10 protein-coding genes are annotated in these 13655 nt (G+C 54.8%); 3 read left to right on the top strand and 7 right to left on the bottom strand.

What is annotated here, in order from left to right:
• Positions 1-85: 85 nt before the first annotated feature.
• On the top strand, positions 86-769 hold the full coding sequence (locus ABX962_RS15580) for an intradiol ring-cleavage dioxygenase (RefSeq protein WP_372720976.1): 684 nt from the start codon (positions 86-88) through the stop codon (positions 767-769).
• 60 nt (positions 770-829) lie between these two features.
• On the opposite strand, the gene ABX962_RS15585 is transcribed toward ABX962_RS15580, so the two are convergent.
• The 5 genes from ABX962_RS15585 to ABX962_RS15605 all read right to left on the bottom strand — a co-directional run bounded on the left by ABX962_RS15585 (position 830) and on the right by ABX962_RS15605 (position 8748).
• A complete protein-coding gene (locus tag ABX962_RS15585; RefSeq protein ID WP_372720963.1) occupies positions 830-3988 on the bottom strand; it encodes a discoidin domain-containing protein in 3159 nt (1052 codons plus the stop codon).
• 56 nt (positions 3989-4044) lie between these two features.
• Complete coding sequence (locus ABX962_RS15590) at positions 4045-6690, bottom strand: LamG-like jellyroll fold domain-containing protein (RefSeq protein ID WP_372720965.1); 2646 nt, start codon at positions 6688-6690, stop codon at positions 4045-4047.
• 4 nt (positions 6691-6694) lie between these two features.
• The gene (locus tag ABX962_RS15595) at positions 6695-7231 is read right to left on the bottom strand and encodes a sigma-70 family RNA polymerase sigma factor (RefSeq protein ID WP_372720967.1); all 537 of its coding nucleotides are present in this window, start codon (positions 7229-7231) and stop codon (positions 6695-6697) included.
• Between the two features lie 26 nt (positions 7232-7257).
• A complete protein-coding gene (locus tag ABX962_RS15600) occupies positions 7258-7416 on the bottom strand; it encodes a hypothetical protein (RefSeq protein ID WP_372720969.1) in 159 nt (52 codons plus the stop codon).
• 120 nt (positions 7417-7536) lie between these two features.
• Entirely contained in the window at positions 7537-8748 is a 1212-nt protein-coding gene (locus ABX962_RS15605; protein ID WP_372720978.1) for a DUF1559 domain-containing protein, read from the bottom strand.
• 318 nt (positions 8749-9066) lie between these two features.
• On the opposite strand from ABX962_RS15605, the gene ABX962_RS15610 reads away from it, so the two are divergent.
• Complete coding sequence (locus ABX962_RS15610) at positions 9067-10512, top strand: sulfatase (protein WP_372720970.1); 1446 nt, start codon at positions 9067-9069, stop codon at positions 10510-10512.
• A gap of 259 nt (positions 10513-10771) precedes the next feature.
• On the opposite strand, the gene ABX962_RS15615 is transcribed toward ABX962_RS15610, so the two are convergent.
• Positions 10772-12043 carry a glycosyl hydrolase family 28-related protein gene (locus ABX962_RS15615; protein ID WP_372720972.1) on the bottom strand — a complete coding sequence of 424 codons (1272 nt, stop codon included), beginning with the start codon at positions 12041-12043 and terminating at the stop codon, positions 10772-10774.
• 249 nt (positions 12044-12292) lie between these two features.
• Between ABX962_RS15615 and ABX962_RS15620 the strand changes: the two genes are divergently transcribed.
• Positions 12293-13150, top strand: coding sequence for an alpha/beta hydrolase (locus tag ABX962_RS15620; protein WP_372720980.1), 858 nt, complete (start codon positions 12293-12295; stop codon positions 13148-13150).
• Positions 13151-13270: 120 nt separating this feature from the next.
• Here ABX962_RS15620 and ABX962_RS15625 read toward each other — a convergent pair.
• Positions 13271-13655, bottom strand: a 385-nt coding sequence (locus ABX962_RS15625; protein WP_372720974.1) for a hypothetical protein, incomplete at its 5' end; no start/stop codon positions are given.

The raw sequence follows: 13655 nt of genomic DNA on the forward strand, positions 1-13655 counted from the left end.
AAACGCAGGTCGAGAAAATCCCATGATCCGCCCCCAATTTATTGGTCCCCGCAGCTTTGTTCGCGGTGTCGTTGGTCGTCGCGAAATGTTGAAAGGTGGAATCGCATTGGCAGCGACCGCGATGTCCACATCGACCGTGTTCGCCGAACTGATCGAGACTCCGCCACAGACCGAGGGGCCGTTTTATCCCAACAAGATGCCTCTGGATACCGACAACGACTTGTTGGTGATCAACGATTCAATCACGCCGGCGGTAGGCGAGATCACTCACCTGAGCGGACGTGTGTTGGACGCCAAAGGCAACCCCGTACGCAACGCGTTTGTCGAAATTTGGCAAGTCGATAATAACGCGGTCTACATCAACACCAACGACACAACCAACCGCGTCAATCAAGACAAGAATTTTCAGGGCTATGGTCGTTTCTTGACCGATTCCAAAGGCCAGTATTACTTCCGCACGATCAAACCGGTGCCGTATCCCGGGCGAACGCCGCATATCCATTTTGGGGTCAGCAAGAGCGGCCACCGCATCTTGACGACGCAGCTCTACGTCAAGGGACATCCCGAGAATGAACGCGACGGCATCCTTCGCCGCATCGATCCCAAATCTCGCCAAACGGTCCTCGGTGATTTCAAACCGCTTGTGGATTCAACGATCGGTGAGTTGGCCGTGAATTTCGATATCGTGCTAGGCGTTACCGCCCAAGAAGACGAGCAAGGCCGAATGCACGGGATCGGAAAACCGGAATGGCAACGTCGCGGTCGCTGACACCGGTTCGAGCGCGAGCATGATCCACGACCGAGCGAAATCGAGCTCAGCGAATTCGTCTTAGTGCGTCGTCGCATTCCCCTTCGCTGGACGAATTCCGCTGGTCATCGTTTGTAACGACTCTTCGCCGCCGCCGTTGATCTCCATCAGAAACCGGACCAAATCGAGAAATTGCTGCTTGCTGGCCAACGGATTGACCAATCCTGCCGGCATCGCTGAGAGGGTCGATAGTTTGGAAAACTCGATGTCGTCTTGCGCAATTGGAATCAATTTTCCGCTCGCCGGATCGCTCAATACAAGTGTTTCGTCGCTTTCACTCTGCTTGAATCCCATCAAGCTCACCCCATCGACGGTCAACACCATCCATTGCGAATACTCTTTGCGAATGTCCTTCGATGGCGTCAGTACGGATTCGACAAGAAATCGGTCAGTCACACCATCTCGCAGCGACGCCAGATCCGGGGCCAACCGCGGGCCATTGGCAGGATCGTGGCAGTTCGCACACGACAATGCGGGGTTATAGAACAGCACGGCTCCGGCTCTTGGATCACCATGTGCCCGGGCCTCCGCGGCTAGCTGATCTGGATCGGCATCGGCAAGCGTTTGGGCCAGCGATTCGGTTGGCTTGGCATCCGCCGACATCCCCTTGATCGACAACTCATGAATCGACCAATAGTTCTTTGGTGCCTTGCCTGTTTGCGCGATGCGGACGTGTTTGACCGGTTCGGGACAATCCAGTTCGACCACGGTGATTGGACCATCGCCAACCCCATTGGCAACAGGATCGCCCCAGTCCTTGCCATCGACCGAAACGTGGACCACGAATTGGCGTGGATAGTCCGCTCGTGAAGCTTGGGTATCCAAATGGAGCGACATCAATCGGATCGGCTTGGGAAATTCGACGGCAAACCACATTCCCGGTTTTTGGTAGGTCGCCGTATCCCACCGCGTTTTTGCCTTGCCATCGATCGCCGCCGATACATTTTTAGCATTGTGGCTAGCTGTTATCATCCATTGATTCCGATCAAGTTCCGCAGGGTCGAAATAATTCAATTCGGCAAGCGTCCATGGCCCGATGCGACCAGACGAATAAGCACGAATTCGAGCCACATCCGCTTGTTGGATCAACGAAGCTTTGTTTCCCCACTGGTTGCGAATAAAGTTAGCCACATCGGCAACCCAGCGATCATCGTGTGCTCCCATTGGTAACATCAACCCCGCCGCATACGTCTTGTCGTCGACGGGCCCCACCAACCCATGCAGCAAGATTCGCGTCAACCGTTCTTTGTGCCCCAACACACGGGCCGAACCGGCAAGGGGTGGCGCCAACACAAGATCACGGTTGTCTGCGGAATGCTGTCCGCGTCCATCGGCACCGTGGCACTCGGTGCAGAGCGTCTTGTAGGTGACCGCGCCTCGCTCGACCGATTCGGCGAGCGCCCTGTTGCGTCGGCGTAGTTCTTCGAGTTTTCGCTGTTCCGCCAACGCCTCTTCACGATTGGCAACGATCTGGCGATGCAATTCGCTAATCGCCGAGTTCTGTATGTGCGATGCCACAATCTGTTCAGTCAACGCCGCAGCCTGAGGATGACGCCCGTGACCGATCGATAGCATCATTTGAATCAAAACATCGGGACTTTCGTCATCCATCAATTTTTCGATCGCATTGTCGAGCGAACGATCCGTTGCCATCCGCGGCTCGGCGATTCTCAGCGCTGCACTGCGGACTCGCCAATCGGTATCCGCCAAAGCCTCGATTAGCAACGCTGGCTTGACCGCATCGAGTCCCTCAAGCGTCCACATCGCATGCAGTCTTGCCAATGGGTTTTCGTGAGTGGTTGCCATCGTTTCTAGCGTGGGCACCACGCTGCGGTCGCCGTGCAACACAATCAACTTCTGTGCCTCGCTGCGCCACCAACCGTTGGGATGCGAGAGATGAGCTACTAGCTCAGCAGGTGTTTCGTCAAGCATTCTTGGCTGCGGGCCACGCTGGGTGGTTTGATGATCGACACGATAGATACGCCCACGGCCGATATTTTTTTCCAGTTCGTATTCCTTTACCACTTCGCGTAGATACGATCCTTCGCGAACCCAGTTTCCTTCTTGGATAATCCCTCGATACATATCGACGATATACAGACACCCATCTGGACCGGTCGCACTGTTGACGGGACGGAAATTGGGATCGGTCGCGGCAATGAACTCGCTGCGATCATAGGCGTTCGAGACGACCACTCGCCCTTGATCATTCGTGACCTTCGCACGGCGGACCAATCGCCCCACTGGCTCGGGAATCAACAAATCGCCCTGGAAATCTGCAGGCATTCGGTCACCACGATAAACCGATTGGCCGCAACAGGCCGAAAAGACGGTCAACGTGTTGTCGTCGCGAAGCCGTTTCGGCCCGCCCTGGACATCAGGGACGTTGTCGATGGGAAAGACTTCGCGGAAGCCGTCTGCCTGCTCTCCACGAAGTGAAAGTTTCCCGTAAACAATCGGTCGTTGAAAATCCATCGCGGGATTCTCGCCACCGGCTGTTGAGTAGAAAATGCGGCCCTCGTCATCGTGAGTCAAACCCCATTGCCCCGATCCATGCGGCAACGGTTCACGAATTACTTTTCCATCGGTAAATCGAATCCGCTCATGTGTGTAGGTGGCGTAGATCCAATTGTCGATGTTCCATATCAACCCACTGGTTTGATGTTCTAGATTGTTGCCTACACGCCCTCGCTCGCACCACATTTCAATTCGATCGGCGACGCCGTCATCGTCGGTGTCTTGATAACTTTTCAAGTCGAGCGTGTTGGTTTCAGCGATAATGACGCGATCCAACAGCGGCAACACCATACGTGGTAATGACAAATTGTCCGCGAACACCGTGTGCTTGTCATAAATGCCGTCATCATCGGTGTCCTCGTGCCGCGACACACGGCTGGTGGGTTTCAATTGGTTCTTGCCATCGATGTCCTGCATGTAGGTTCGCATCTCGATCACATACATGCGACCGTTCCCATCCCACACCGCCGCAACCGGTTCCTCGATTTCGGGTTCCACCAAAACAGGCACCAAACGGTATCCCGGTTGAATTTTCATCGTTGCGATCGATTCGGCAGGCGAAAGCGGAGGTGCTTTCGAACTGACCTCTTCGGCGATCACGAATGCAACCGGATTGGATATCGAGAAAAGCAGAAGGCCGCAAATTTGAAGGATCAGCCGCATGAAATGCACTCAAGAAAGTTAAAAAGAAAGGTGGGGAAGAGGAGTGGGCGGGGCAATCATCTCGCCGCAGTCACGCGAAGTGTATCGGGATCGCCTGATGAATCGCTATCGACGAACTGAAAACTCCATACACTTTGATCCACTCCCTCGGCAAATCTTAATCCATGGTCGTTGAGTTTTCCGTCCCATTTCATGACGTCCCACGAACCAACCTGGAAATCGCCAACGAAACCAACGTCTAACAGCGCGCCGTCAGCAAACGTCACATCACCGCCTCCGTCGTTGCCAACTTCGTCGATAAAAATGGTGCTAACCCCTCGATCATCGATCAATGCCGCTAGGGTGCTGCCCGTATTTTGGATCCAAAATCCATCGAAACTACCAAACGATCCAATGCGGATCTTCGAAGCGTCGGAGCCACGTACACGGAACGTCCCCATACCATCGCCGTAACCGAGCGTCACACCGGCGCGTGATTCTAGCGAACCTGCGGAAATCTCGAATGATCCAACGCCCTGCTGACTGCCAACCTCCAAACTGCTATTGGACAATTTGACGCCACGCATCAGCAACAACTTGCCGCCACTCATTTCATAGTTCCCTTGTGACTCCTTATCGAGCCCAATTTGCAAAGCGTTCACTTTAACGTTGCCATCGAATTGCTTCACGGCACCGTCACCGCCGGCAACCCCCACGCGAGTGTAGCTGTTTGAATTGACGGTCGCCGTGATCGTGCCACCGAGGATATCGATTTCCCCTTTTTCGCCCCTCGCCGTTCCAACATGGATGGCTTTGAGGTTTCCGATCGTTTCGTCGTTGACAATCAACTTGTCACGATCCGATCGGTCGACTCGAACAACGTCGTGCTGCGCTGGCAAAATCCCTAATGACCAATTGGTCGGTTCGCTCCAGCGATTGTCGTCTGCCGTGTTGCTCCAAGACACCTTTGCCAAGTCGTAGTAGGCAAGAAGTTCCTGTGGATTCAGTGCCGAACTGAAAATCGCAAACTCATCCATGCGACCATTGAAGTTGCGAACCGGAGTATCGTAGGATCCACCGATCAGCGAGCTGTTGCCAATTTCAACCTTGTCAAGTCGCAACATCCGAGCATGGTCGAGCCCGAAAAAACGAATCGGTTCGTTTGACACAAGATTACCATTGACGTATTGGCGGACCGTCCCTTGTTCACCATCCCAAACAAATGCCAACTGCACCCAAGTACCAAGTTGCGAACGCCGGAAAACCGGTGAACTAGGGTAAGCCTGAACTTCACTGCGTAGCGAACGTTCGCGTCGTTCGAAAGACAGACGAGCCGAGTCAGCAGATTCCGGTGCAATCCACCACCGAAAATCGCCCACCAGATCACCATCGGACGTCAGCAACGAACTGATTGATGTATCCAACGCGTCCAATCGTACCGAGGTAATACACGTGAGTGTCGTATGGACACCAGGAAGCGAGAACCGAATTCGATCCGACATGCTCTTGAATTCAATCGCTTCTTTTCCCGGCCATCGTCCTTGCGCCCGGTTGCAACCGACGATGGTTCCGTCGTCAACCTTTTCCGCGTGGACCGCATGATTGGTAAGCACCGTTTCCCCATGTTCCGACCTGCTGAAATCGAAATAGACCAAACAGTCCGGATGTTCTATCAAAGCGTCACGCCGTCGTTGCCATGCGAGTTTCCGCACCACATTTGCGCCACGACTGCGTGAACGGATTTGCGATTCCGAAGGAAATGAGTTTGACTGCGATGGAATGTCCCGGTACGCCCCCGCCGAGGCAACGCTGACCGAGTCGCCTTTTCGCAATTCACGCATCGAATCGGTATCCGTTGGCGACACAAGTTCAACCAGACCGTCGATCACGTGGACTTCGGTTTCTTCGTTTGGATTGATATTCATGGCGAACGCGGTGCCGCGATCAACCACTTTGACAAACGGTGCATGAACAAGGAAACCCTCAGCCGGCGGTGGAACATCCACTCGAAACCGTCCTTGCCGGCAGCGGACTTCCATGTCGCTAATGATTTCCAAGTCGGCGGGCCCCTCGAGAACCATCAACGCACCGCTGGTGGTTTGGATTTCCATCAATCCACTTTCGAACTGAATGCGTCGCGGCGGCATCGGTTCACCAAGGTTGGGCGCCGAATCGGCATCAATCCAATGCACATCAACCGCTTTCCGCAATAACGCCACCCAATGCTCGGTTTCGCTTCCATCACGCTGGCGATAACGAGGCACATCGCCGGTAGCTGCCTGTTGCTCGGCGACTTGGATTTGTGAACGTTGACTGCTATAGAATTGCAACCCCACGGCAACCAACACGCATGCGGCAAGTAGCAGGGTGACCAAGCGGGTAAGCGTGTTTTTCGAAATGACACCGCGTTCTTCCGTGTTCGGATGTTCGCGTAGCGATACCAACGTTGGATGATGATCGCGATCCACAGCCCCACGGAACGCATCGGACTTGTCGACGGGTGGCGATTGTTTTTGGGACGACGGATTCGCAGATCCCTGCTCACTTCCCCAACTTTCTTGACCTTGCTGGCGAAGCATCGAGTGCATTTTCGCCTTCTGCCAAAAGAGTTCTCTTGCCTGGGGCGATGCCAATAACATCCGCTCCAGCTCTTGCTTCGTTTCCTCGGTCAATCCTTCATCGAAGTACAAACCGAGCAGCTTCACCAATCGATCACGGTCCATTGAACTAAACCTCATCCGTTTTGAGACGAATGTTGATACATTTTTCCAGTGCGGCTCGCGCTCGAGACAAAATCACGTACACCGAATCGGTACTCCATTCGAACAACGATGCGATTTCCGACGCAGTGTGAGCGCGTGTGTAACGCAGTTCGATTGCACGACGCATCGACGGCGGCAGCGTGTCTAAGCACATTGTCAAAGCTTGCAGCTTCTCGCCCTCGCGATCGTCCGTCGATGGATGTTGCACCACACACAGTGCTTCGACCACCTCAGGCGACAGCACGGCGGTCGCTTTGCCGCCGTGCCGTTTACATTCTTCTAAAACCTTGTATTTGGCGATCGTGCACGCCCACGCAACGAAATCAGTTCCGATCGCAAAGCCATTCGCCTTGTCCGAAATCGTGAGAAATGTTTCCTGCAAAACGTCATCCGCACGACTCATGTTGGGCAACAAACTTAGGATAAAACCACGTATCAACGGCGAGTGTTTGATAAACAACCCGTGAACGTGATCTCGATGCGAGCGTGTGGTTTCGCTCAATGATTTACTCCTGCTAAACCATCATTCTACTTGTACGACGGTGCTTCGTATTCATCAGGATACTCGCCGGCATAATTTATATCTGGATCAGCCACGATCACCTCGTTTTCCGCTTTCCCACCGCAACCTGCGACCGTCAACCCGGCCGCTAGACAAAACAACATCAACCCATTGGCAAGCTTCACCGAAATCGCCTTCTACAAAAGTGGTGAAAATTAAAAAAACATCAACAACCCTCGAGCTCACCCGATTTCAGAGCAAACTCGAGGATTAACTTCATCGTTCACGCTGCTATACACCTACTGCTAAAAAGCAGAATCGATGATTTCTTTGCTTGCCCGCGTGCCCAACGCGCCCCACAAGCCGTACGGACTCGCTGCCCCCGGAGCCCGGATGCCGGTGCCATCTCGCCAGACCGGTCCGGTGCTTTGGTTACCAGATTCAATCGCATCGGTCACAAACTTCACAGCTCCATCGCCCATTAGAATGTGACAGCCGCCTTGGTGGCGACTCGCAGGAGGCAACAAACCACTACTTTGCGTCCAACCGCCCATCACACAAGGTGTGTTTGGGGGCGCCATCGTTTTCATCTGCGAATAAATACCGTAGCCGTTGGCCCACTCATAACCTCGGCCTTCGCCCGCACCGCTAGGAAGCCCGCTTGCGCCAGACTGCCAAAACTGAGGTCGTGCGGGATCCACGAACTTGGTCCGAACTCCCCCAGGCCCAACGTTTTGAAACGAGTTGTCGTTCCGCATTCGGCCACGAGTGTCGAGATCGCCCAAATCGGTGATGATTTCCCCAGCCGCGATCGTGTTGGACATCCCGTCGAGGATGTCTCGAAACATCGTCGTTTTTCGCGGGGCAAAGAACCCACGATCCGACGGACGGAAGTTGGTCGCATTGCCAGATTGGGGCACCAGCGCGTCGCTGACAGGTCCTTGTTCGTGCCAGTAATTGGAATCGCCAGTGCAAGCCCCATAGTTCGTCCGCCCTTGAGCCGGCAGCCCAACGCCTGGGTCACTCGGACAACGCAACGCCGGGATTTCCGTCATCCACGGAACATACGTATTGGTGTTGGGATGCGGAGCAGGTCCCATCGACGGCCACGCAGGCGACTTGACGCCTCCGCCCACCAATTCTTGATTGGGATTGCTGATCTGTTCCCACAATGCTTGCTGCTCGAAAAACGGAGTCAACCCAATTAAAAAACTCAAGCGGCCGAGAGCGGCAATGTCCGATCGAACCGGGTTGCTCGGAGCATCCACATCACTCAGGCCGCCGTTGCCAGTACCACCCATCTGCATCGGCAGCTGATTGTAGGCGGAGTGATAGTTGTGCATCGCCAGCCCAATTTGCTTGAAATTGTTGCTGCAGCTCATTCGACGGGCGGCTTCACGTGCGGCTTGGACCGCCGGTAGCAACAGTCCGACCAACACCCCGGTGATTGCGATCACAACCAACAATTCCACAAGCGTGAAGCCTCTTCGTACCACCCGCTTTCTACCTGCTTCCATCAACGAATCCTTTGAATTATGAATTTGAATCAGCGGTGGCCTGGAAATGGCCACCCGCGATGCGAACGAAAAGGATGGAAATACGGCGGGAAATCCAAACAACAAAAACATCAAACTTGGAAAGAATTTTGAAATCCGGCGAGTTTTAGACAATAATCCACCCCGCTGGACTCCCGCTAAGGCAAAATGACACCACCATCCATTGTCGCCCCCGGCGTCCGGCAGGATCGTCACCCCCTGCGGCTCGCAACTCCGACGACAACTTGACTTTCAACCAACTCAGCACCGCCCCGCACGTGCGCACGATAAAAGGAAACCATGATGAAACGGCTCGAGATGATTACCGTTCGTACTGCGCTGTTCTTATTCTGTCTGATCGTTATCGGTCAGACTGATGTGCAGCTACAGGCAGCGGACCAACCTAATATTGTCGTGGTTTTGTGTGACGATCTCGGCTATGGCGATCTCGAGTGCTACGGCCATCCATCGATCAAGACGCCTCATTTGAACCGCATGGCAGAGGAAGGCGTCCGCTTCACCAACTTCTATTCCGCGGCACCGGTCTGTTCACCCTCGCGAGTCGGATTGTTAACCGGTCGCAGTCCTAATCGTGCCGGCATCTACGATTTCATCCCCGGCGGACGAAATGTGTACATGCGATCCACGGAAGTCACGATCCCGCAACTGCTGAAACAAGTGGGATATGCAACTTGCATGTCGGGCAAATGGCACTGCAACGGAAAGTTCAACTCGCCACAGCAACCTCAACCCGACAGTGCTGGTTTTGATCATTGGTTTGGCACCCAGAACAACGCCAGCCCATCGCACGAGAATCCACAAAACTTTGTTCGCAACGGTGAGCCGGTCGGTCCGCTGCAGGGATACAGCTGCCAAATCGTGGTCGACGAAGCCGTCAATTGGTTGAAGGGCCAGCAGGCTGAGGCACCCGAGCAACCTTTCTTTATGTACGTCGCCTTTCACGAGCCTCACGAACCGGTTGCCTCGCCCCAAAAACTCGTCGATCAATATTCCGAAGAGGCTCAAAATGAAAACGAAGCCCAATACTTTGCCAATGTGGCCAATGTGGATGTGGCGGTCGGCAGCTTGCTGACCGCGCTAAAGGACTTGAACGTCGACTCGAACACCCTACTCGTCTTCACGGCCGACAATGGGCCCGAGACACTCAATCGCTATCGCCGCGCGAGTCGTTCCTATGGCCGAGCGACACCGCTTCGCGGTATGAAGCTGTGGACCACCGACGCAGGCTTTCGCGTGGCCGGCATCATGCGTTGGCCGGATCGTATCAAGGCTGACCAAGTAGTCCATCATCCGGTGTCTTCGCTGGACTTTTTGCCAACGTTTTGCCAGCTTGCTGGGACAACGCCTCCGGCGGACCTTGTGCTGGATGGAACTAATTTCCTACCCGCACTGAAAAACGAAGCTCCAAACCGCGCGAAACCACTACTCTGGATTTATTACAACGCGCTGAATGAACGGCGAGTTGCGATGCGTGATGGCGAATGGAAAGTTTTGGCCAAACTGAATATCGGCAAGTACAACAATGTGACCACCGAAAATGAGACGGAAGTCAAGGCGGCGGAGTTATCCGATTTCCAGATCTTCCGGATCACTGACGATGTCGACGAGAGCAACGATCTGTCCGCGTCGATGCCCGAAAAACTGGACGAGCTAAGCAAACGGCTGAAAACTCACTATCACGAACTGCTGAACGACTCGCACATCTGGGAAGCCAAAAAGCCCTAGCCACGCGGGCTGGAAAGCGGCTGCCCCCGCGGCGCAGGAAGCGAAGTGACATCGATGGTGTTGGTTTTCTGCCACCTCTCCACCAACGAAGGTAACTGCAGTAGAGACCGGAAGTAAAACTCCCACCTAATATCCGACGTCAATACTAAAGCTTTAGCGGCCCCGGCTTGCGCCGCACCGCTAGAATAATCAATTGCCACTGGTCACACAGGCCGTAAGCCACCGTGAAGCCACCGTGCAACGAAAAAAGCCAATGCCGCTACGGCGCCCCTCCCGTTTCACTCAGGATGCGGCCGCTGTTGGTCGTGTCTCCTTCGTCGGTCAATTGAATCACGGCTCCCTTTTTGGGCGTGGTAAACAATCGCACGGTGTGACCGGATCGATTTAGCGAAGCGGCACCAAACCGGTCCGGTATCGCAATCACGGCACCATCAAGCATCCCACCCGCAAGCGCGTCCAGACCGATGTCGTGCATCCGGCAACCAAACAGGTACACATCGCGTGTGTTCGCGGTCCCCACGATTCGGCCCGATGGGTGCCTCGGTGAATCACCACTTCCCTTCCACGACGGCAATTCAAACACGACGCCGTGAAATGACAAATTCGATGCATGGTCCAGAACCACGGCATCGTCGTTGTAGGTACGAATGCAGCCGCCAAAGAACGAATGTCCGTTCAAATCCGCTCGCTTCCCAGCGGTGCGTCCATCGATATAGAGCGCCGCGGTACCAAAGTGCTGCGAGGCTCGATCGTGATGATCGTTTGCAAACAGACGGCAACCGTGGAACTGAGTTCCTGATAAACCGGGCCCATCTTCATGGTCCGAACCGAGTAGCGCCACCCCCACATCGCCCATAAACGACGAATTCCAAAACGCGTTGTAGTCCGGATTGTCGCCCAGCCCTCGCGAGACGATGCTCATCCCTGCCTTGGCCCAGTGCCCAAAGACTTGCACATCACGAACAGTGCCCGCGTACGAATCATCGATCAGCAGTCCGACATCACAATCCGAGCGTTGATCGGTGGCAGGTGTGGTTCGTCGGCCCATCGAATCGATCACGGTCATATCCAGTGCAATCGCCAACTGCTGGATTGAAAAGCTCGACTGCGGCTGCGTTTTCAGTGCATAACGCAGCGACTTAAATCGATCGCGCCGGAGGGTTGGAATCGATCGGTTGGCGGTGCCACGAAACAACAGCGTCGTGCCCGGCAGCAGGTGTCGTTTTCCTTCGGCAAAATACTCTTTGTCATCACGTAGCGGAAACGTGCCAAGAGCCGGTGAACCGTCACCGGTCAATCGAGCGCTGCGAGGCAGATCGATTCCATCGCTGATCACATAAACGCCTGCGGGAAAATGAACGTGCGGCGAAGCAGCAAAGGCGGCCCGAATCGCTGCGGTGTCGTCCGTCACCGCATCCCCTTTGGCCCCAAAGTCTCGCACGTTGACCGCAGCGTTACCGGTGCCACAGCACAGCAAACACAGCACCGAAAAAGCAACGACCTGCAGCGGCCTGCGAAAACAGGAAATCAAATTGGACGTCCTCAAAACGGAACTCAGCAACATAAAGGAATTTTGAAACGCCAAGTATAGTCCAACGAATTCGCCGCTTTAGCAGTTAGTTCGGTAGGCCGGATCAAGTCACGTTAGCGATGCAACTCTGCCAGCGGCGGGTTGGATGTGAATTAGTTGCCACTGCGGATCCGGCCTACTGGAATTGGTTACAATGACGTGGAAATTCAAACCACCTAGAGATGACTTCGCGATATGACACGTTATCGAATGATTTGCTTGGCCCTGTGCCTTTCGGTTCTCTATACAGTTCCTTGCTTTGCGACCGATTCGCCCGCCAAAATTCCGCTTTGGGCTGACGGTGCTCCTGGATCGGTCGAGCGGATGCATGAACCCGAAACGTTGGACGGGCGCAACGTCAGCAACGTGCATCACCCCTCGATCACCCCCTACTTGCCCGCCGCAGGTCAGGCCACCGGCACCGCCATTTTGATCGCTCCGGGCGGTGGCCACCAAAAGCTTTGCTTGGGGCACGAGGGCGATGCGCTCGCGAAGTGGTTTGCCGAGCATGGCATTGCGGCGTTTGTGCTGCGATATCGACTGTGCCGCGAACCTGACTCGCATTACACCTTAGAAGGGCATGCGATGGATGATACCCGCCGCGCGATTCGCACGGTGCGGGCCAACGCGGAAGCGTGGAAGATCGCCCCCGATCGCATTGGCATCGTCGGCTTTTCGGCAGGAGGCGAATTGGCGGCGTATTCGGCGATGAACCCCGAAGACGGCAATCCGCAAAGTGACGACCCGGTCCAACGAGTCAGCAGTCGCCCCGATTTCCAGGGGCTGATCTACCCCGGCAAATCAAGCACGTTCACGGTAAAGCCCGGCATGCCGCCCGCCTTCATCGCGTTTGGTTTTCATGATCGCGAGGACATCTCGATCGGGATGGCCAAGGTTTACTTGCAATACAAGGCAGCCGATGTGCCCTGTGAAATGCATGTCTACAGTAACGCCGGCCACGGCTTCGGATTCCGTCCCGACTCGACAAACGCCGCCGGTGATTGGCCGCAGCGAATGTGTGATTGGTTAGTTGATACCAAGTTGTTAGACAAAGCGAGAAAACCGTGACGCCAGTGAGGTCACCACAAAAACAAGGCTTTCGATCTTAGCATGCCCCAACCAACGCCACGGACCACCGTCCTTGGACGAGGCTTGGCGTTGCTATGTGATGAAGAAACGTCGTCGCGGTTAGCGGAAGATCGTCAGCCGCAGTCCAACCGTGGCACTGAACAATTCATCGCTGTCGATGGACAGTGTTGATCCGTCGGGGACCGAATCAACGCGAGTTCCGTAATCCATCTGCCCGGCGTAGGCCATGTGCTGGACATTGGACGTCAAACTGACGAAGACGGAATCGTTCATTTGACGCGTCAGTTCAAGCCTTGCTTGCGTCGAAACAGCGTTATCGTGCCGCGTCAGCCCAATGCGATCGTCGTGAGGGGGAGATGACCTGACATGAACAAATCGACCGTCATAGCGAGTTCGGGCATGATAGATTCCCGTGTTGCCATCCAGGAACAGACTCCACCGCGAATTGAGTTTCCGCCGTCCGCTAATCCCTACTTTTCCGCCG

Source organism: Novipirellula sp. (assembly GCF_041583735.1).
Taxonomy (GTDB): Bacteria; Planctomycetota; Planctomycetia; order Pirellulales; family Pirellulaceae; genus Novipirellula.

Coding starts and splice junctions, on each gene's coding strand:
- ABX962_RS15580 (WP_372720976.1), top strand. CDS start 86: ATGTTGAAAGGTGGAATCGCATTGGCAGCGACCGCGATGTCCACATCG.
- ABX962_RS15585 (WP_372720963.1), bottom strand. CDS start 3,988: ATGCGGCTGATCCTTCAAATTTGCGGCCTTCTGCTTTTCTCGATATCC.
- ABX962_RS15590 (WP_372720965.1), bottom strand. CDS start 6,690: ATGGACCGTGATCGATTGGTGAAGCTGCTCGGTTTGTACTTCGATGAA.
- ABX962_RS15605 (WP_372720978.1), bottom strand. CDS start 8,748: ATGGAAGCAGGTAGAAAGCGGGTGGTACGAAGAGGCTTCACGCTTGTG.
- ABX962_RS15610 (WP_372720970.1), top strand. CDS start 9,067: ATGATGAAACGGCTCGAGATGATTACCGTTCGTACTGCGCTGTTCTTA.
- ABX962_RS15620 (WP_372720980.1), top strand. CDS start 12,293: ATGATTTGCTTGGCCCTGTGCCTTTCGGTTCTCTATACAGTTCCTTGC.